The sequence below is a fragment of the Segatella copri genome (assembly GCF_003465495.1).
GTDB lineage: Bacteria > Bacteroidota > Bacteroidia > Bacteroidales > Bacteroidaceae > Prevotella > Prevotella copri_G.
In genome coordinates, this window is sequence record NZ_QSAV01000017.1 from 14,570 (window position 1) to 35,628 (window position 21,059).

Annotated in this window: 17 protein-coding genes and 1 pseudogene; 7 read left to right on the forward strand and 11 right to left on the reverse strand. The window is 48.4% G+C overall.

What is annotated here, in order from left to right:
- Positions 1-9: 9 nt before the first annotated feature.
- Positions 10-771 carry a 4-hydroxy-tetrahydrodipicolinate reductase gene (dapB, locus tag DWV53_RS06600; RefSeq protein WP_006848940.1) on the reverse strand — a complete coding sequence of 254 codons (762 nt, stop codon included), beginning with the start codon at positions 769-771 and terminating at the stop codon, positions 10-12.
- Between the two features lie 174 nt (positions 772-945).
- On the opposite strand from dapB, the gene DWV53_RS06605 reads away from it, so the two are divergent.
- The 4 genes from DWV53_RS06605 (at position 946) to dusB (ending at position 5,107) form a co-directional block, all read left to right on the forward strand.
- The gene (locus DWV53_RS06605) at positions 946-1,350 is read left to right on the forward strand and encodes an acyl-CoA thioesterase (RefSeq protein WP_118152510.1); all 405 of its coding nucleotides are present in this window, start codon (positions 946-948) and stop codon (positions 1,348-1,350) included.
- Between the two features lie 242 nt (positions 1,351-1,592).
- Complete coding sequence (locus DWV53_RS06610; RefSeq protein ID WP_118152512.1) at positions 1,593-2,885, forward strand: DUF2851 family protein; 1,293 nt, start codon at positions 1,593-1,595, stop codon at positions 2,883-2,885.
- 12 nt (positions 2,886-2,897) lie between these two features.
- Positions 2,898-4,028 (forward strand): DNA-processing protein DprA, encoded by a 1,131-nt coding sequence (gene dprA / locus DWV53_RS06615; RefSeq protein ID WP_118152514.1) that lies wholly within the window; start codon positions 2,898-2,900, stop codon positions 4,026-4,028.
- A 92-nt stretch (positions 4,029-4,120) separates the two neighbouring features.
- On the forward strand, positions 4,121-5,107 hold the full coding sequence (gene dusB / locus DWV53_RS06620; protein WP_118152516.1) for a tRNA dihydrouridine synthase DusB: 987 nt from the start codon (positions 4,121-4,123) through the stop codon (positions 5,105-5,107).
- 280 nt (positions 5,108-5,387) lie between these two features.
- Here the strand turns inward: dusB and ybeY are convergent, their stop codons facing one another.
- From ybeY to ruvB, 3 genes are read right to left on the reverse strand one after another with little or no spacing between them, the layout of a single operon-like run.
- On the reverse strand, positions 5,388-5,822 hold the full coding sequence (ybeY, locus tag DWV53_RS06625; protein ID WP_006848933.1) for an rRNA maturation RNase YbeY: 435 nt from the start codon (positions 5,820-5,822) through the stop codon (positions 5,388-5,390).
- Between the two features lie 18 nt (positions 5,823-5,840).
- Complete coding sequence (gene coaD / locus DWV53_RS06630) at positions 5,841-6,326, reverse strand: pantetheine-phosphate adenylyltransferase (RefSeq protein WP_118152518.1); 486 nt, start codon at positions 6,324-6,326, stop codon at positions 5,841-5,843.
- A gap of 60 nt (positions 6,327-6,386) precedes the next feature.
- Positions 6,387-7,421 (reverse strand): Holliday junction branch migration DNA helicase RuvB, encoded by a 1,035-nt coding sequence (ruvB, locus tag DWV53_RS06635; RefSeq protein WP_117587145.1) that lies wholly within the window; start codon positions 7,419-7,421, stop codon positions 6,387-6,389.
- Positions 7,422-7,424: 3 nt separating this feature from the next.
- On the opposite strand from ruvB, the gene DWV53_RS15705 reads away from it, so the two are divergent.
- The gene (locus tag DWV53_RS15705) at positions 7,425-7,592 is read left to right on the forward strand and encodes a hypothetical protein (protein ID WP_181976544.1); all 168 of its coding nucleotides are present in this window, start codon (positions 7,425-7,427) and stop codon (positions 7,590-7,592) included.
- A gap of 102 nt (positions 7,593-7,694) precedes the next feature.
- Positions 7,695-8,666, forward strand: coding sequence for a bile acid:sodium symporter family protein (locus DWV53_RS06640; RefSeq protein WP_006848929.1), 972 nt, complete (start codon positions 7,695-7,697; stop codon positions 8,664-8,666).
- 120 nt (positions 8,667-8,786) lie between these two features.
- Here DWV53_RS06640 and DWV53_RS06645 read toward each other — a convergent pair whose 3' ends face one another.
- From DWV53_RS06645 to DWV53_RS06665, 4 genes and pseudogenes are all read right to left on the reverse strand, one after another.
- Positions 8,787-10,370 (reverse strand): S41 family peptidase, encoded by a 1,584-nt coding sequence (locus tag DWV53_RS06645; RefSeq protein ID WP_118152520.1) that lies wholly within the window; start codon positions 10,368-10,370, stop codon positions 8,787-8,789.
- A gap of 136 nt (positions 10,371-10,506) precedes the next feature.
- On the reverse strand, positions 10,507-12,396 hold the full coding sequence (locus tag DWV53_RS06650; RefSeq protein ID WP_233339513.1) for a DNA topoisomerase IV subunit B: 1,890 nt from the start codon (positions 12,394-12,396) through the stop codon (positions 10,507-10,509).
- 219 nt (positions 12,397-12,615) lie between these two features.
- Entirely contained in the window at positions 12,616-13,767 is a 1,152-nt protein-coding gene (locus DWV53_RS06655; RefSeq protein WP_118152522.1) for an N-acetyltransferase, read from the reverse strand.
- 260 nt (positions 13,768-14,027) lie between these two features.
- A pseudogene (locus DWV53_RS06665) lies at positions 14,028-14,192 on the reverse strand (IS1380 family transposase); the annotation flags it as partial.
- Positions 14,193-14,341: 149 nt separating this feature from the next.
- Here DWV53_RS06665 and DWV53_RS06670 point away from each other — a divergent pair.
- Complete coding sequence (locus DWV53_RS06670; protein ID WP_118152524.1) at positions 14,342-15,883, forward strand: carboxylesterase/lipase family protein; 1,542 nt, start codon at positions 14,342-14,344, stop codon at positions 15,881-15,883.
- Between the two features lie 150 nt (positions 15,884-16,033).
- Here DWV53_RS06670 and DWV53_RS06675 read toward each other — a convergent pair whose 3' ends face one another.
- From DWV53_RS06675 to DWV53_RS06685, 3 genes are all read right to left on the reverse strand, one after another.
- The gene (locus tag DWV53_RS06675) at positions 16,034-17,569 is read right to left on the reverse strand and encodes a THUMP-like domain-containing protein (protein ID WP_147468750.1); all 1,536 of its coding nucleotides are present in this window, start codon (positions 17,567-17,569) and stop codon (positions 16,034-16,036) included.
- 712 nt (positions 17,570-18,281) lie between these two features.
- On the reverse strand, positions 18,282-19,040 hold the full coding sequence (locus tag DWV53_RS06680) for a succinate dehydrogenase/fumarate reductase iron-sulfur subunit (protein WP_022120108.1): 759 nt from the start codon (positions 19,038-19,040) through the stop codon (positions 18,282-18,284).
- A gap of 15 nt (positions 19,041-19,055) precedes the next feature.
- Positions 19,056-21,038, reverse strand: a complete 1,983-nt coding sequence (locus tag DWV53_RS06685; protein ID WP_118152526.1) for a fumarate reductase/succinate dehydrogenase flavoprotein subunit — start codon at positions 21,036-21,038, stop codon at positions 19,056-19,058.
- Positions 21,039-21,059 lie beyond the last annotated feature (21 nt).

A 21,059-nucleotide genomic window follows, 5' to 3' on the forward strand; every position in this document is an offset into this window, starting at 1 on the left:
AACTTCTGCTTAGAACTTAAATAAATCTGATGTGGTGAGCAAGCCGGAATGGTTGGCTGTGAACTCAGCTGCGAGAACGGCTCCCAGGGCGAAACCCTTGCGAGAATGGGCGCTGTGCTCGATGGTAATCATATCAGCATCGCTGTCGTACATCACGGCGTGGATTCCTGGAACCTCGCCATCGCGCACGCAGTTGATAACCAAATCCTCATCGGTGATGTTTGCATCGCCCTCATCGTGATGACCATCCTCAGTCCAGTAAGTAACGCCACGCTTCCAATCCTTCTTACGGTCGATATTGTCGATGATTTCCTCGGCAAGAGTGATGGCTGTACCTGATGGCGCATCGAGCTTGTGCACGTGGTGGGTTTCCTGCATGCATACAGAGTACTGTGGGAAACCATTCATGATTTTAGCCAGATAGCGGTTTACGGCAGAGAAAATGGCTACTCCGATGCTGAAGTTAGACGCCCAGAAGAGGGTCTGCTTACCGTCGGCGCAGAGTTTCTCCACGTCTTCCTTATGGTCTTTCATCCAACCGGTAGAACCTGAAACCACCTTCACGTTGTGAGAGAAAGCCTTCAGATAGTTGCCGTAGGCGGCAGTAGGGTTGGTAAACTCAATGGCAACATCGGCAGAGCAGAACTCCGGGCTGTCGATGTCTTGAGGGTTATTCACGTCAATCTTACAAACGATTTCGTGGCCACGCTGCAGGGCGATCTCCTCGATCATGTGTCCCATCTTTCCGTAGCCGATCAAAGCAATTTTCATCTTTATCTATTTTTGTTTTTGTTCTTATTTCTAAACCTTTCGGCAAAAATACACATTTTTCTTCGAAAAACCTTGAAAAATCCTTGTTATTATAATAATAAATAGAAAATTTTGGTTATTTTTGCAGTGATTTAGGGCTTTTAGCCTCATTTAGTAACTAAAAAAGAGAAAATTATGAGCAGATATATATTTGAGACGAAGATGGAAGTAAGAGATTATGAGTGCGATATTGAGGGCATCGTGAACAATGCCAATTATCTGCACTACATGGAACATACCCGCCATCTCTTTCTGAAGGAATGCGGCCTCAGCTTTGCCGAAATGCACAACAAGGGCGTGGATGCTGTGGTGGCGAGAATGAACCTGCAGTACAAGGTTCCGCTGCAATGCGATGATGAATTCTTCTCGCGTCTGTGGCTGGAGAAACAGGGCGTGAGATATGTTTTCCATCAGGACATCTTCCGTGCCAAGGACGAGAAACTCTGCCTCAAGGCAACCGTAGAGCTCGTCTGCCTCATCAACGGAAAGCTGGGCAACAGCGAGGACTACGATAAGGCATTCGAGAAATATTATAGTTAAGTTAACAGTTGATAGTTTATAGTTAATAGGGGCATCCTTGCTGACAGGAAGATGATGCACTACAACAAAAAAGGTTAACAGGTTAACAGTTAACAGCTGTTTTTTGCACCATTCCCCCAATAAACTATTATCTATAAGCTATCAGCTATCCCGGGACTTCCACCCCCATGCGTCAAGGATTCCCTCCACACATCAAGAGGTCAAGCCCTATAAACTATAAACTATAAACTAAACATAAGATTATGGAGCAACTTCTTCATTATGTGTGGAAGCACAAACTCTTCCCACTCTCTCCACTCACAACCACCTGGCACCAGGCTGTGGAAGTAATTGACCCCGGACTGCACAACCGCAATGCAGGGCCCGATTTCTTCAATGCCAAAATCAAACTCAACGGTACCCTATGGGTGGGAAACGTGGAGATTCATGACAAGGCAAGCGACTGGTATGTGCACGGACATGATAAGGATGAACGCTACGACAACGTTATCCTGCACGTTTGCGGAACCATCGATGTAGAAGCCAAGAACTCGAAAGGCGAGCCCCTCGTGCAGTTGCAGCTCGACATCCCCGAAAACGTATCGAAACATTATCAGGAGCTGCTGAGCATCGACCAGTATCCTCCCTGCTACCAGATTATCCCATCGCTCACCCGCCTCACCGTGCACAGTTGGATGAGCGCCCTGCAAACCGAGCGCCTTTCGCAGAAAACCGATGCGATAGAGGCGCGCGTAAAGCAATGTAACGGCGATTGGGAAAACGCCTACTTCGTGACCCTGGCGCGCAACTACGGGTTCGGAATCAACGGCGACGCGTTCGAGCAGTGGGCTTACCACCTGCCGCTGAGGGCCGTAGACCATCATCGCGACGACCTCTTCCAGATAGAAGCCATCTTCCTGGGGCAAGCCGGACTGCTGGAACTGAACACCATTCCCGAAAGATATCAGAAAGACGCGCTGAACGACGGCTATTTCTCCCGGTTGAGGAACGAATATCTCTATCTCTCGCATAAATTCTCGCTGCAGCCGATGGATTACAAGCAGTGGCGCTTCCTGCGCCTGCGCCCGCAGAACTTTCCTCACATCCGCATCTCGCAGTTAGCCAATCTTTATTATAACCGCCGTGCGGGGCTGAGCCAGCTGCTGGAGGCAAGCACGGTGAAGGAGGCGAAGCAGGTGCTCTCAACCAGCGTTACGGAGTATTGGGAAACCCATTATACCTTCGGCAGCACGAGCATCCGTAACGAGAAGCATCTCTCCCCTTTCTCGCTCAATCTGCTCATCATCAACACCGTGGTTCCCATCCTCTTTGCCTATGGAAGGCACCGGGGCGAGGAGAAATACTGCGACCGCGCCTTCGATTTCCTGGAGGAACTGAAGGCTGAGAATAACCACATAGTAAGGATGTGGAAGGAATGCGGCCTGCCGGTGGAGAACGCCGGGGATAGCCAGGCGCTTATACAGCTGAAGAAGGAATACTGCGACAAGAAGGAATGCCTTCGCTGTCGCATCGGTTACGAATACCTGAAGAGATAAAAGACAAAGATTATGGCAGACCAACAGGAAATACTGAACACCATTCTCCTGACAAGGCTCAATTACTTCAGCCTGGCAGGAATGCTGGAGCTATACAGAAAGGTAGGCTCCGCCACGCTCATCCTGGAGCATAAGAACAACCTCAGAGACATCCTCCCCGATGCCTCGGATAAACTCGTGAGCGCTATCCAGAACTGCGAAGAAGCCCGAAAACGCGCTGAGGAAGAACTGGAGTACGACATACGCTACGGAATAGAACCCATTCCGATGAACGACGACCGCTATCCGCAACGCCTCAAGGATTGCGATGACGCACCCCTCATCCTCTTCTATAAAGGCAACGCCAACCTCAACCAGCAGCGCGTCATCAACATCGTGGGAACCCGCCACTGCACGCCTTACGGCGAAGACCTCATCCGCCGCTTCATCACCGACCTGAAGCAGCTCTCGCCCAACGTGCTCATCATGAGCGGACTTGCCTACGGAGTGGACATCGTGGCGCACCGCCAGGCACTCGCCAGCGGCTACGAAACCATAGGTGTGCTGGCGCATGGCTTGGATGACCTCTATCCCCGTCAGCACCGGGAAACGGCGGCAAGAATGATAGAACAGGGCGGACTGCTCACCGAATTTCTTACCCGTACAAACGCTGATAAGATAAACTTCGTGCGCCGCAACCGCATCGTAGCGGGAATGTCGGATGCCTGCATCCTGATAGAGAGCGCAGCTCATGGCGGCGGCCTCATCACCTGCGATATTTCGCAATCCTACGGCAGGGACGTCTTCACCTTCCCGGGCAGGATAGGCGACCACTACAGCGAGGGCTGCAACAACCTGATACGCAACAACGGCGCCACGCTCATCACCAGTGCCGAGGACTTTGTGAAGGACATGCGCTGGCAGGATGACACCACCCTGATGCGAGCCAAGCAGCAAGGCATCGAGCGCAGCCTCTTCCCGGAATTATCTCCAGAGGAGCAACTCATCGTAGATGTCCTCTCCAAGACCAACGACCTGCAAGTGAATCTCATCTCCGTAAAGACGAATATCGACATTTCTCGCCTCACTTCCCTCCTCTTCACATTGGAGATGAAGGGAGTCATCAAGACCTTTGCAGGGGGAATGTATCATCTTTTGAAGTAGTATTTTCTTTATTTTCAGAAAAAAGCAGTAACTTTGCAGCCGCAAAAAAGAAGATATACATCATAGGAATAAGAAGATTTCACTCGAAACTCATGAAAATAGGTAATATAGAATTTGGGCCTCAGCCCCTCTTCCTCGCTCCGATGGAAGACGTAACGGATATTGGCTTTCGCATGCTCTGCAAGCGATTCGGAGCCGCCATGGTTTATACTGAGTTCGTATCGGCGGAAGCCTTGGTGAGAAGCATCAAGAGCACCGTCAGCAAGCTTACGATAAGCGATGAGGAGCGCCCTGTAGGCATTCAGATTTATGGTCGCACCACCGAGGATATGGTGGAAGCTGCAAAAATCGTAGAACAGGCGAAGCCGGATGTAATTGATATTAACTTCGGTTGCCCGGTGAAGAAGGTTGCCGGAAAGGGTGCCGGAGCCGGAATGCTCCGAAATATCCCATTGATGCTGGATATTACAAGAGAGGTGGTGAAGGCGGTAAACGTGCCGGTAACTGTGAAAACCCGACTGGGTTGGGATTGCGAAAACCTCATCATCACCGACCTTGCCGAGCAGCTACAGGATTGCGGAATCCAGGCGCTCACCATCCACGGCAGAACCCGTAGCCAGATGTACACCGGAGAAGCTGACTGGAGCCTCATAGGTGAGGTGAAGAACAATCCTCGCATCCATATTCCTATCATCGGCAACGGCGACATTACGACCCCGGAAGAAGCCAAGCTTGCCTTCGAAAGATACGGCGTAGATGCGGTAATGATTGGTAGAGCCACCTTCGGCCGCCCTTGGATTTTCAAGGAAATACGCGATTACTTAGACAATACGGGTGCAGCCCCACTCACCGTAGATGAGAAAATCGACCTTTTGGAGGAGCAGCTCCGCATCAACGTGGAGCGCATCGACGAGTACCGAGGCATTCTCCACACCCGTCGCCACCTGGCCGCCTCCCCAATCTTCAAGGGCATCCCCGATTTTCGCCAGACGAGAATCGCCATGCTGAGAGCCACGACCGTGGAGGAACTGAAAGAAATTTTGAAAGAATGCCGGGAGAGAATCAAGGCAATAGAATAAAGCAAAACGCCCTGTAGGAGCAAAAGCCTCGTATATGAAAGCTTTTGCCCTTACAGGGCGAATCCTTTATATCTTCCTTATACCCAGGGTGTTGCCCTGGGCTAAGAGCTTGCTGGGCTTTCAGCCCGCTTCATGAACCACATTCAAGAATTAACTGTTCATCTTGACCATTAAGAGTTAACAGGTTAACAGTTAACAGCTGTTTTTCTATACTTCGACCGAGAAATTCGAAGGGAATGCTTCTCTTAATATCGAAAACTTAATTCCAATATCGAAGAATTTACTTCTTCAATATCGAAGCACCTTCGAGCAGGGCGAGGGCCTTATTCTCGTTCTCCTCCATGATTTCACGCTCTCCCGGACCCTTGTCGTTGATTCCGCAGAGGTGCAGGATGCCGTGGATGATGACGCGGTGAAGCTCATCATCGTAGGTCTTGCCAAACTGCTCGGCATTGGTGCGGACCGTATCGAGCGAAATCACGATGTCGCCGTTAATCACATCATCCTCATCATAATCGAAGGTGATGACATCGGTATAGTAATCATGACCCAGATACTCGTTGTTCACTTCGAGAATCTTCTCGTCATCTACAAACATATAGCCAATCTCACCCACCTTGCGGCCATGAGAGGCAGCGACCTTGCGAATCCAAGCACTCGTATCACGCTTCTTAATCTTTGGCATTTTCACGCCGTCTACATTGTATGTTATCATACGCTTCTTCCTCCTATTTTATTTTATTTTTGGTAAAAATTCATCTACTTCTCTTCCGAAGAACCTCAGCTCCCTGACCAGCGTTGAGCTGATGCTGCTGTATCTTGGGTCAGAAAACAGCAGGATGGTTTCTACGCCGCCCAACTGCTTATTGATGTCAGCCTGCTCTCGCTCGTACTCGAAATCCTTGGCAGAACGGACGCCACGAACCAGAAACCTGGCTCCCAGGCGATGCGCCAAATCGATGGTAAGATCATCGTAAGAAACCACCTCCAGGCGATAACCCTTAGATGCATCCTCCGCATCTACCAGTTCCGAACATTCCTTCGGGAAAACAGCCTTGATATCCTCCACACGCTTCGAGATTTCCTCGCTGGCGTGCTTCAGCTTGCTCACCGCCACTGCAATCACGAGCTTGTCGAACATCGGCAAGGAACGCTCGGCAATGTTCTGATGTCCTATCGTAAATGGGTCGAATGTACCCGTAAAAATCCCAATCTTCATAAATGTTTATCCTTTTACGGCGCTAGCCCTAATTCAACATTCAACATTTAACATTCAACATTACTCAAACAGGTCTCCCTGCATAATATTGCTTGTATACGGATTTCTGCCGAGATGCTCGTAGGCAAGCGGCGTTGCCATTCTTCCTCGCGGCGTGCGCTTGATGAAACCCTCCATGATGAGGAACGGCTCGTAAACCTCCTCTACGGTGCCGCCATCCTCGCCTATTGCCGTGGCAATGGTGCTTACGCCTACCGGACCGCCACGGAACTTGTCGATGATGGTGGTGAGAATCTTGTTGTCAATCTCATCCAAGCCATACTGGTCGATGTTGAGCGCCTTGAGCGCCATTTGGGCAATATCGTAAGTGATGGTTCCGTTGCCCTTTACCTGGGCAAAATCACGCACTCTTCTGAGCAGGGAATTGGCGATACGAGGAGTTCCGCGCGAACGACGGGAGATTTCCACTGCCGCCTCATCCTCTATCGGCACCTTCAGGAGCATCGCACTTCGCTTGATGATCTTCTGAAGCGTAGCCGGGTCGTAATATTCCAGATGCAGATTGATTCCGAAACGGGCACGCAGAGGAGCTGTAAGCAGACCGCTTCTCGTTGTCGCTCCCACGAGGGTAAACGGATTCAAGTCTATCTGGATGCTGCGAGCCGAAGGACCCTTATCTATCATGATGTCGATGCGGTAATCCTCCATCGCCGAATAGAGATACTCCTCTACGACAGGAGAAAGACGGTGGATTTCATCGATAAAGAGCACATCGTTGGGCTCCAGGGAGGTAAGGATTCCAGCCAGATCGCCCGGCTTATCAAGCACAGGACCCGATGTAATCTTGAATCCTACGCCCAGTTCGTTAGCGATGATGTTGCTCAGCGTGGTCTTACCCAATCCCGGCGGACCATGAAGGAGCGTATGGTCGAGCGGTTCGCCACGATATTTGGCAGCCTCAACAAAGACCTCGAGATTTTCCACCACGCCATTCTGACCGCTGAAATCAGAAAACTTCAGCGGGCGCAGCGCCTTCTCGAATTCCTTTTCGGCAGGCGAAACCATTTCTTGTCTTATATCAAAATCTTCGTTCATTCTATGACTATTATCGATAATATGGGTGCAAAGTTACACATTTGTTGCGGAATTAAAGAAGAAAAGCCGAATTATTTTGCCCATGATTTTGCACAATCCCAAAAGATTCGTGCAGATTTGCAAGCGCTACCCTATAAAAATGTTATAATTTATCATTTTATTGCAGAATAATTTGTTTATCCGAAAGAAAAGACGTACTTTTGCACTCGATATTGAAAGCGAGGAAAGAAATAAATAAGAGAGAAATATCAGGATTTTAAAAGAAATAGAATTATGCTTAAGTTATTTCAAGGGCTCAGCAAGCTGCTGGCCAATTACACATCTATCTTCGTGATAGGTGTTGCAGTGTTCACATTCTTCTTCCCACATACCTTCGACTGGGTGCGCGGAACTACTCAGACCGTCATTCTCGGCATCATCATGCTCACCATGGGTCTGACCTTGACCACCAACGACTTCAAGATTCTGGCTCAGCGCCCGCTGGATGTCTTCATCGGAGCCTGTGCCCAGTTTATCATCATGCCTGGCGTGGCTTACACCCTGGTTCATGTGTGGCATCTTGACCCAGCCCTGGCACTCGGAATCCTGCTGGTAGGTTGCTGTCCTGGCGGCGTTTCGAGCAACATCATGAGTTATCTGTGTCATGGCGACGTAGCTTTCTCCGTAGGAATGACCTGCGCCTCTACCATTCTTGCACCGGTGATGACTCCACTGCTGATGAAGATTACGGCAGGCGAGATTATCCATGTAGATGCTGTGGGAATGTTCATCAACATCCTCATCGTAACGATTATTCCTGTAGCCATCGGCTGCGCCCTCAACTATATTTACGGCAAGAAAGACTGCTTCCCTACCATCCAAAGTCTGATGCCGGGCATCAGCGTTACGTGTCTGGCAATCATCGTAGGCGGCGTGATTTCTACGGTTCATGATGACCTCGTAGCCCGCGGCTTATCGCTCTTCCTCTGGACTTTCGCCGTAGTTTTCTGCCACAACACGCTGGGTTATCTTCTGGGTTGGCTTGCCGGCAAATGTGCCGGATTCAATACCGCCAAGAAGCGTACCATCAGTATTGAGGTAGGAATGCAGAACGCTGGTCTTGCCACGGTACTTGCGGGCAATTTCTTCGCTGCCCAACCTCTTGCCGTATTGCCTTGCGCCATCAGCTGCGCCTGGCACAGTATTTCCGGCACCATCCTTGCAGGAATCTATCTGAAATGGGACCATCTGCATGAGAAGAAGTAAATGACTTCTGAAAAAGATAAAAAAAGGTCGTGAGATTTCTGATTGAACCTCACGACCTTTTCTTATATCATTACCTCACGGGGTTAACAGGTTAACAGTTAACAGCCGTTTTTTCTATAGTTACTTCCCCGTAGTCAGCAGCTGCACGGCTCGCTGAACTATCTCGTTTGTCTCGTTCCAGACCTGGAAGTATTGGCTCATATCCCAGATATCTCGTGCTACAAGGGCTTTCAGCTGCAGGGCGAGGTATTTCTTCGTCTGAATTAATTCAGCCTCATCCTTTGGCTCTATCTTCTCCTTCTTGCCCTCGGCGATAATGCCATCTATCAGCGAAGCAGGAACCTCGTAGGTGGCGAGGAACTTATCGAAATCCTTATACTGGCTCTTCAGCTCCTTACGATGCGCATCAATGAACTTCAGACTGTGGTTGATGACGATACTCTTGGCTGCCAACTGACGGTGCATCTTGGTGTACTTGGTTGTATCCAGCGGAACGAAATAATCTGGCATGATTCCACCACCACCATAAACTACACGATGCTTGCGCAAGGTATAATACTTCAGACTGTCTGAAAGATGGATGCTGTCCTGATTGGTGAACTCGCCATGCTTGTAACGCTTGTCCAAATCCATCGCATAATCCAATCTGTCACCTTTCTTATATGGCTTCTGGATGCATCTGCCGCTAGGCGTATAGTAATGGGCGATGGTGAGACGAATCTCGCTGCCATCATCGAAGGTCAGCGGACGCTGCACCAATCCCTTGCCGAAGGTTCTGCGACCAACCACTACGCCACGGTCCTGATCCTGGATGGCTCCGGAAACAATCTCGGCGGCAGAAGCGGTAAACTCATTGGTGAGCACCACCACCTTGCCCTTGCGCCATCTGCCGTTAGCCTGCGCCTTATATTCCTGGCGAGGCGCAGCACGACCGCTGGTATAAACGATGAGATCGCCCTTCTGCAGGAACTCGTTGGCTATCTGAGCCGCAGCCTGAAGATAGCCTCCGCCATTATCCTCAAGGTCGAAGATAAGGTCCTTCATTCCCTTCTTTTTCAGCGAATCCATCGCTATTGTTACCTCTTTATGACTGGTAAGACCGAAGCTTCCCAATCGGATGTATCCGATGCCCGGACGAATCATATAAGCCGCATCCATCGTAGTTACCGGAATCTTATCGCGCTTTACCTTGAAAATGAGTTTATCCTTGATGCCACGGCGCACGATGGTAAGGTTCACCGTTGTTCCCTTAGGACCACGAAGGCGCTTCATGATTTCCTCCTTGCTCATCTTGACGCCCGAAATGGCAGTATCGTTTACAGCCACAATGCGGTCGCCGGCAATGATTCCCACCTTCTCAGAAGGTCCGTTCGTAACCGGCTGGATAACGAGCAGCGTATCATCTACCATGTTAAACTGCACGCCAATGCCATCAAAACTGCCGTTCAGCGGCTCGTTCATCGCCTTGGTTTCCTTGGCTGTAGCGTAAGAAGAATGAGGGTCGAGCTTTTCGAGCATGCCTCGGATGGCGTCCTCTACGAGCTTATTCTCATCCACACTATCCACATAAAGGTTGGTAATGGCGATTTCAGCCCTTCCCAACTTCTCTATCGGGCTGTTCTTGCCCATCTTGATACGCAACTGGGCACTGGCAGAAGTTACTGCCAGGAATGCTACCAGTGCTATGAATAGATATTTCTTCATTTCTTAAAACTTAAAGTTTATGAAAGAGAGAAATCCTTCAAGAGTTAACAGGTTAACAGTTAACAGCGCTTTTTTCAATGGTTACCCCCGAAAGCACTTGAATTCTTCACTCTTCGTTCTTCACTCTTCACTTCATTTAATCCAGCGGTGCTGAGTCTTCCTCCGGAATATCCTCTTCTATTACCAGATTTTCGATGATGAAGTTCTGTCGCTCCATCGTATTCTTACCCATATAATATTCCAGCAGCTTCTGAACCTGGTCGGTTTTATGCAGCGTAACCTGCTCCAACCGCATGTCGGGACCGATGAAATGGGCGAATTCATCAGGCGAAATCTCTCCCAATCCTTTGAATCGGGTGATTTCAGGATCAGGACCCAAATCGCGAATCGCCTGCTGGCGCTCCTCATCGCTGTAACAGTAATGCGTGATGAAATCGCTCTTTTTCTCCTTGCTTCCCAGTTTCGCATCCGCATCAGCCACCGCCTGCTTGTTCTTGATCTTGGTTCGCTTGTTGCGCACTCGGAACAATGGGGTCTGAAGCACGTAGACATGACCCTTCTTGATGAGATCTGGGAAGAACTGTAGGAAGAAGGTAATGATGAGCAGTCGGATATGCATTCCGTCGACATCCGCATCGGTTGCCACAATCACCTTGTTGTAACGCAATGAATCCAAGCCGTCCTCTATATCGAGAGCTGCCTGAAGCAGATTGAACTCCTCGTTCTCATAAACCACCTTCTTGGTAAGACCGAAGCTGTTGAGCGGTTTACCACGCAGCGAGAACACCGCCTGGGTGTTCACATCGCGGCTCTTGGTGATGCTTCCGCTGGCAGAATCGCCCTCGGTGATGAAGATAGAACTCTCCTCCTTGCGCTCGTTCTTGGCGTCGCTGAAATGGATGCGGCAGTCGCGGAGCTTGCGGTTGTGGAGATTCGCCTTCTTGGCACGCTCACGGGCGAGTTTGGTAACGCCCGCCATCGCCTTGCGCTCGCGTTCGCTCTCCTTGATCTTATTCTCCAGAATCTCAGCCACATCCTTGTGGATATGGAGATAGTTGTCTACTTCCTTCTTCAGGAAATCGCCTACATACTTATTAATGGTTTCGCCACCATTCGGCGTCATCGTAGTACTTCCGAGCTTAATCTTGGTCTGACTCTCGAAGACCGGTTCTTCTACGTTGATGGCAATGGCAGCCACCAGTCCGTTTCGGATGTCTGCATACTCATACTTGCCGTAGAACTCCTTGATAGTCTTGGCAATATGCTCCTTGAAGGCACTCTGATGCGTACCTCCCTGGGTGGTGTGCTGACCGTTGACGAAGGAATAATACTCCTCGCCATACTGGTTGGTATGGGTGAAGGCAATCTCGATGTCCTCGCCCTTCATGTGGACGATGTCGTAGAGGCCTTCATTGGTCATATTATCGCTCAGCAAATCCTGCAGACCATGGCGGCTCAAGATACGGCGGCCATTGTGCATGATGGTGAGTCCGGTGTTCAGATAAGTATAGTTGCGGAGCATTGTTTCCACGAAATCATCGTGGAAGGAATAGTTCTTGAAGAGTGTATTATCCGGCTCGAAGAAGATAAAGGTACCGTTCTCGTCCTCAGTATCTTCCGTCGTGTCGCTCTTCAGAATACCTTTCTCGAACTTCAGATGGCGCACCTTGCCGTCGCGGTACGACTTTACCTCGAAGTGGGAACTGAGGGCATTGACCGCCTTCACACCCACACCGTTCAGACCGACGCTCTTCTTGAACGCCTTGCTGTCGTACTTACCGCCGGTATTCAGCACGCTCACCGCCTCGACGAGCTTTCCCTGAGGAATACCACGGCCATAGTCGCGCACGCTGACACGCAGATTGTCCTCGATATCGATTTCCAGACGGGCACCTGCGCCCATCTTGAATTCATCGATAGAGTTGTCTACCACCTCCTTCAAGAGCACATAAATACCATCTTCCGGCAGATTTCCATCTCCCAGACGACCGATGTACATACCCGGACGGGTGCGTACATGCTCCATATCGCTCAAGTGGCGGATGTTATCATCGGTATACTCTACCGGCTGCTGCTCCTGAGGGGCATTGGCAAGCTCATCAGCGGCATTCAATTCGCTGTTACCTAAGTTTTTATCTTCAGACATGATTTCCTCCTTAGTTATTCTTATTTATTTTCTTATAACATAGCAAATGATGTTGCAATATTCTGTTTATCAGATAATTGCCAACACAACAATTGCTATTTACCTGATACTCTTAATATAGCAGTTGCGGCGCTTGTGAAGGACTGGATCCAAGACGCCCCATTGTCCCTGCACGGCAGCATTATCTTCCATTTCCACCTGTGTTTCTCCCCACTCGATTCCATACTTCTGATAGATAGGAATCAGGTCGGCAAAGAGCAGCGCATTGGCACCCTTAGCACGGTATTCTGGCTGGATACCGATGAGCAGAAGGTCGACAATCTTGGTTTTATGGAACTTGATGGCGCGCAGCAGATGCCACCAGCCAAAAGGAAGCAGCCTGCCCCTATGACACTTCTGCAGAGCTCTGGAAAGGGAAGGCATCGTAATACCGATACCTATCATCTTATGATCCTCGGTAGTCCAGTCTTCTATGGCTGTTACAAAGTTCAGGTCGAGCAAAGACAGATACATCTTGATGTACTGGTCTATCTGCTTCTGTGAAAGTTCGGAATAACCATAGAGATGCTTGTATGTATCATTGATGAGGTCGAAAATCTTCTGTCCGTATCCGCCCTGATAAATATCCTTACGGGTAAGTTTGCGGACATGGAGATTGTATCTTTTCTCTATCATCGCCGCTATCTTGGAATATTTCTCCGGGATGGTATCTGGCACCATCAGTTTATACTCTACATACTTATTATCTACGGTAAAACCCTCCAGAGCCTCAATGTGCTCCGGATAATATGAATAATTATAAATGGTAGGCATGGTGCCTAGCTGGTCAAAGCCCCAGGTAAGCATGCCTTCCGGATCCATATCGGTAAAACCCAGCGGACCTACAATATCTTCCATTCCCTTCTCCTTACCGTATTTCTCTACAGTATCGAGAAGAGCCTTGGAAACCTCGCGGTCGTCAATGAAATCAATCCAGCCGAAACGGACCGATTTCCTGCCCCATTTATTGTTTGCCTTATGATTAATAATGGCAGCGACGCGACCTGCCAGCTTGCCGTCCTTATAGGCAAGAAAATACTCTGCCTCGCAGAACTCGAACGCTGCGTTCTTGTCCTTGCTCAGAGTATTCATGTCGTCGCTGAAAAGATTAGGCACATCATATTCGTTGCCTTCGTAGAGGTCGTAATGGAAGTCGATGAACGTCTTCAAATCCTTCTTTGTTTCGACCTTTTTAATTTCTATTAATGACATGATTTTCAAACTAGTTTGCAATATTATAAATGCAAAAGTAGCAATATTTTGGCAAATTACCAAATATTGCTACTTTTTTTGCAGTTTTTTAGGGGTTAAAATTTAATTACAGCCCCCAAACTAGCCTATATCACCCATTTAGTGGTGGTTTTGGCGGAATATCCTTCCCGATAGTTTTAAGCGCTGGCGGAAAACCAACATTCTCCAAGGAATCACAATAAGAAAAAGCTCGATCATCTATTCTCTCAACACTGGCGAGAAGTGCGAAGTGTCGGATGAAGCGAGAGATGGTTCATCAAATGAGTAGTGAAATTCTGAGGGTTGAGTCGATTACAGATGACAATGTGGAGTCAAATTGCTCCATGACCCGAAAATATTCCTCCAAAAGGAGTGAGTTTCTCAGATTTAATTTGTATCTTTGCCATGTCATATCAGAGTTTTGCTTGTTTTCTTTTCGCAACACTAAGATAAGTGAAAATTCTGACATGGCAAAATCCGGAGTAACTTTTTGTTGCTCAGGCGCTTAAAATGTTTAATTGATAATAGTGTTGCGGAATTAATGGAATAACCTGAAATGAAATTGAAAAGACATCTACTGACAGCTGCCCTGACACTCTTTTGCCTATCGGCAGCTAACGCCCAACTGCTAAGAACAACAGTGGAGCAAGGGGAAATTGAAGGTGTGGAACATGAAGGATTCGCCTTATACAAGGGAATCCCATACGCTGAAGCACCAGTGGGCAACCTCAGATGGAAAGCCCCAGTGAGCAAGAAGCCTTGGAAGGGAGTATTCAAAGCAGATAAATGGGGAGACCGTCCACCACAGCCCATCGACCCTAACCAAAATGGTGGAGAGCTGGGCATGAGCGAGGACTGCCTATACCTCAGTGTGGAAACGCCAGCCAAGAGTAAGAATGACAAACTCCCTGTATTTGTGATGATTCATGGAGGAGCCTTTCTTACTGGCTCCTACAGTGGAACTCAAGAAAGCTTTGTCAAGGAAGGCATCATCTATTGCAGCATAGAATACCGCTTGGGAGCCTTGGGATTCATGGCACATCCAGAGCTGAGTAAGGAATCTGGCAAGAACATATCTGGTAACTATGGCATCCTGGACCAAGTGATGGCCTTAAAATGGATTCACGACAATATCGCAGCCTTTGGTGGAGACCCTGACAAGATTACCATTGCTGGAGAATCTGCCGGTGGTATCTCGGTAAGTATACTATGCGCCTCTCCCCTTGCCAAGGGACTCTTCCGAGGAGCCATCAGCGAAAGTGGTAGCTCCTTCTGGCCTGTGGGTGAAAGCAGAAATGGTAACACAGCCATGCTCACCACCAAAGCGGCAGAAGCAAGTGGACTTCTCCTTCAAAAGAGACTCAAGGCTAAGAACTTGAAGCAGCTAAGGAAAGTTCCGGCTATGGACATCGTGAAGAATACCGCCATGGAATCCTTCTGGCCTAATGTGGATGGCTACAGCATCACAGATGACCAGTATAAGCTCTATGAAAAGGGAAACTACAATGATGTAAATGTTATCATAGGAACCAACAGCGACGAAGGAAGTATGTTTAGCCGCCCTGTCAGTGTAAGTGACTATGAGAAAAGAATCCATGAGATATATGGAAGTTGGGCAGACCAGGTTCTCAGTCTCTATCCTGCCAAGACAGAGGAAGAAACCTACTTCGCTCAATCCGACATTTTCCGTGATGGCTCCTTTGCATGGGGAACGTATGCCTGGGCTAACCTGCAGAGCAAGACCGGCAAGGGCAAGGTGTATATGTATTACTTTGACCAAGACTCAGAGAACACCATCGTGAAAAGCCGCAAGGGAGGAGCCAGCCATGTGGCAGAGATGCCATTCATCTATGGCTATAAGTTTGGCTCTGGAAAGATGACCGAGACGGAGCAGCACATGGAACAAATCATGTCACGCTACTGGATCAACTTTACCAAGACTGGCAATCCAAATGGGGATAGCCTTCCTTTCTGGACTACCTACCAGGAAGGTAAACCAACGGTGATGATTATGAAGGAAGGACTGCATTTGGGTCCTGTTCAAAATCAAAAGCAAATGGACTTCTTCGAGAAGTTCTTCAAGGAAAAAAGAAAATAATACGTCAAGTTCCAAGTGGCATTCTCCCACTTGGAACTTTTTCAGTGCCCTCCCTGGGCTAGGAGCTTCTGCCCTTTCAAGTAGAGTGTGTGGAGCTAACATGCGAAACTTGAGTAAAAACATCATAAAGACCCAATACTATACCTAATTCTAAGCTTTCTCCGTTATAACCAGCACATGGCTTTCGTCGCTCAGTGTGGTGGCAAAGATATAAGTTTCACCACCATCTTTCAGCTTCAGGCGCTTGCGCAATTCTGCCACGGAAAGGGGGAAGTTGCGGGTGGCGATGTTCGCCTTGGTGATGCCTGAGAGATGGCGCTTCAACTCCTTCTTATTGAAAGAAGAGATGGCGATGATGCGGAAACTCCTACCTGGGAAAGCGGCGATAAGATCACGACTCACGAAGAGATGGCTGTTCTTGGAAAGCATCCTTGCATCATAGCGCCCGGAAAGAACACCGAAACAGCCGGCTTTCATCAGCGAGGCATTCGGCTCATAAAGATACTGCATCTCTTCAAGAACTGGCGGAGCTATTCTGACAGAAGAAGACTCCATATCCAACTCGTCGCAGACGAAGGATTGTGCATCATTGACGCAATAAATGCGGAGATTCCCGGCATGTTTTACTTCTCCATCTGCCGACGAAGCCTCCATTTCGCCCATATTTCGCGCTGAGAGCACTAAAAGGAGTTCCTTGCACTCATTATTCACGGAGATGATATGAACCTCTTTTACGCAGTTTAATTCGCTTACCGCACGGTGCCAATCGAGCATCGGAGAGAGTTTGATAATGACGTAATCTGCCTTCGAAAGCATTTCTTCCTGCAAAAGGGTTACATCGGGCGTACAATCTTTCAAGGATACTACCTTGTTGCCCGCATCGTCTCTACGGGCAGGATCGATGAAGATTAGCTTAAGACCAAGGTTGGTCTTAGGTAATGACAGAGGTTGGTCATAAATGATGCCTAAATAATCATCAGCTGATGCTGCATCTTTTTTCTGTGGCAGAAAAGAATGAAGAACCTCTATTCCGTCTCCATTCTTCACGATGGCGTTCTTCAAGCCCAACCGCCCGAAGTTTTCCTTCGCTGCTTCACAGAGATGAGCCTGACGCTCCACATACATCGACTTCACGCCCAATCGGGAAGCGATGTAAGAGAAGTCTACTCCGAAACCACCGGTCAGGTCAACAAACCCGATTTCTTCAGAAAAATCTCCTTCATGAGGTTCTTCTTTTATTTCATTAACATTCTCTTTTGATTCTGTTAATATCTGTTGCTTTTTGCAAGTGGCTTCATTTTTGGCGAATTCTGAATCAACTGCCCCTTTGCCCGCAAATTCGCAAATTTCAGAAAGATGAAGATTTGAGGCGTTTTCGCTCTCCTTCTCCTTTTCTTCTCCGTTTTTGGATGATGAAGGAGACAAACCGAGCAGTCGGGCAGCGAGTTCAGCCTTATAAAGTGCCGTTTGTTCTGACGAACATTGCTCCATCGAAATATGAGGGGGATAAATGATGCCTTCGATGCTTGCCCAACGGGGCAGTTTCACACGAGACATCTTTCGCCCGCGAATCTGGTCGAGAGCGAAAGGCATATCTACCTCGGGATACTTGCTGCCGAGGAAAGCCAACTGGCGAACATCATCGTCCTGATGCTGGCGGATAAAATCGAACGTTGCTTGGTTCATGATTTCTGTTGAATGATTCGTCATTACACTACTTATTCTTTATAACCGCAAATTTACGACATTCTGATGAGATTACAAAATATTTCTCAGAATATCTGATAATTTATGTCGGGATGCACCAAAAACAGGATGCTCTCGGCTATAATCTACCCTTTTTCCTGGCTATATGATTCTAACAGCAGGCATAAATAAATACATAACTATCGGAGATAGAACAACTGACTAGGAAAAACAGAAGGCTGGCAGAAGAAAAACAGCATACTGGCAAAAGGCAAACAGCCGACTAGCGCAACAGAGGCTAGTCGGCTGTTCCTGTATAACAGTTTGCCAAACATCCTTTCTCTTATTTCAAGAGAAGCACGGTTGGCAGGAATATCGCACTCTACTCTTCACTCTTCACCTTTCCAGTATAAAGAGCTGAAACACAACACATTACATAGGTGAAGAGATTTTCGGCACTCTTCACCCACTCTTCACCACTCTTCACCTTTTACGATTTTAGGAAAGGTATAAACGCAGAGCCGCTTAGCTGTCAACAGCCTAAAAAGGTGAAGGGCGGGTGAAGAGTAAAAAAACACTCTTCACCCGCCCAACTTCCTATTCTTCAATCACTTACACCCAAAAGGTGAAGAGTGAAGAGTTGTTGGGAAAATTCTCTCGCATCCGTAAAGATGCAGAGAGAAAATTCCGGTGTCTCAAAAGAAACGATGGATTAGTCAGCCAACTTAGCCTTCAAGAACTCACGGTTCAAGCGGGCGATGTTAGCGATAGACTCGTTCTTAGGACAAACAGCCTCGCAAGCACGAGTGTTTGTACAGTTACCGAATCCGAGCTCATCCATGCGTGCAATCATCTTCTTAGCACGGGCAGCAGCCTCTACACGACCCTGTGGGAGAAGTGCCAGCTGGCTAACCTTTGAGCTGACGAAGAGCATAGCAGAACCATTCTTACATGCAGCAACACAAGCACCGCAACCGATACATGTAGCGCAATCCATTGCCTCGTCTGCATTTTCCTTAGGAATCAGGATAGCGTTGGCATCCTGAGCCTGACCTGTACGAATGCTGGTGTAACCACCTGCCTGGATGATCTTGTCGAATGCTGAACGGTCTACCATACAGTCCTTGATGATAGGGAAACCAGCAGAACGCCAAGGCTCAACGGTGATAACATCGCCATCGTTGAAACGACGCATGTAGAGCTGACATGTTGTAGCACCACGCTCAGTCTTACCGTGAGGTGTACCATTAATATAGAGAGAGCACATACCGCAGATACCCTCGCGGCAGTCGTGGTCGAAGACGAAAGGCTCCTGACCTGACTCGATGAGCTCCTCGTTCAAGATGTCGAGCATCTCGAGGAATGAAGTATCATCTGGGATGTTCTTCATCTCATGTGTATCGAAGTGACCCTGTGCTGTAGGACCGTCCTGCTTCCAATACTTAACTGTGAAACTTATATTTCTTGCCATTGTCTTGTTCGCTTTTTAATTCTTGTAATTTCTTGTCTGTACCTTAATTGCCTCATACTCGAGAGGTTCCTTGTTGAGCACTGGAGCAGTTGTATCGTTGCCCTGATACTCCCAGCAACCTACGTAGAAGAAGTTCTCATCATCACGCTTAGCCTCGCCTTCCTCTGTCTGGTACTCCTCACGGAAGTGACCACCACAGCTCTCGTTGCGGTGCAATGCATCGTAAGCGATCAACTCGCCCATCAAGATGAAGTCACGCAAGTGGATAGCCTTATCCAACTCTACGTTCAAGCCTTCCTTCTTGCCAGGGATGAAGAGGTTCTTGTTGAATTCCTCGCGGAGAGCCTTCATCTTCTTCAAGCCTTCCTCAAGACCTTCCTTGGTACGACCCATACCTACATGCTCCCAAAGGATGTGACCCAACTCCTTGTGGATAGAATCTACAGAGCGCTTGCCCTGGATACCCATCAGGCGGTCGATTTCCTTCTGAACACCTGCCTCTGCCTCTGCGAACTCTGGGAGATCGGTAGAGAGCTTTGGCCACAATGCCTGGTCGGCCAAGTAGTTCTGGATGGTGTATGGCAATACGAAGTAACCGTCAGCCAAACCCTGCATCAAAGCAGATGCACCAAGACGGTTAGCACCGTGGTCAGAGAAGTTACACTCACCAATAGCGAAGAGACCAGGGATAGTGGTCATCAACTCGTAGTCAACCCAGATACCACCCATTGTATAGTGGATAGCAGGGAAGATCATCATTGGGTTGTAGTACTTCACGCCGTTAATCTCGTTAGCCAACTCACCTGGGTTAACGTCGGTAATCTCCTCATACATATCAAAGAGGTTGCCATAACGCTGCAGGATAACGTCGATACCGAGACGGTTGATAGACTCAGAGAAGTCGAGGAATACGGCAAGACCTGTGTTGTTGACACCGAAGCCCTTGTCGCAACGCTCCTTAGCTGCACGAGAAGCCACGTCACGAGGAACCAGGTTACCGAATGCTGGGTAACGGCGCTCCAAGTAGTAGTCGCGGTCTTCCTCAGGAATATCAGAACCCTTCTTTGTACCAGCCTGCAATGCCTTGGCATCCTCAATCTTCTTAGGAACCCAGATACGACCATCGTTACGGAGTGACTCTGACATCAAAGTCAACTTACTCTGGTTTGTACCGTGAACAGGGATACATGTAGGGTGAATCTGAACGTAAGATGGGTTAGCGAAGTCAGCACCCTTGCGGTAGCACTGGATAGCTGCTGTACAGTTACAACCCATAGCGTTTGTAGAAAGGAAGTAAGCGTTACCATAACCACCGGTAGCGATAACTACGGCGTTGGCAGAGAAACGCTCCAACTTACCTGTAATCAAATTCTTGGCGATGATACCACGAGCGTGACCGTCAACGATAACAAGATCCTCCATCTCGTAACGGGTGAAGAGCTTAACCTTACCTGCCTCAACCATGCGGCTCAAAGAAGAGTAAGCACCGAGGAGGAGCTGCTGACCTGTCTGACCCTTAGCATAGAATGTACGAGATACCTGAGCACCACCGAAAGAACGGTTAGCCAACATACCACCGTACTCACGAGCGAAAGGAACGCCCTGAGCTACGCACTGGTCGATGATATCGTTGCTCACCTCAGCCAAACGGTAAACGTTAGCCTCACGAGCACGGTAGTCACCACCCTTTACAGTATCGTAGAACAGACGGTAAACAGAGTCACCATCATTCTGATAATTCTTAGCTGCATTGATACCACCCTGTGCTGCGATAGAGTGAGCACGACGTGGAGAGTCCTGGATGCAGAAGTTCAAGATATTGAAGCCCATCTCGCCGAGAGAAGCAGCAGCAGAAGCACCTGCCAAACCTGTACCTACAACGATAACGTCGAGCTTTAACTTATTCTTTGGGTTAACCAAACGCTGGTGAGCCTTATAGTTGGTCCACTTCTCAGCAACTGGTCCTTCAGGTATTCTAGAATTTAATGTTTTTGCCATAATCTTTTTTAATACTTAAAT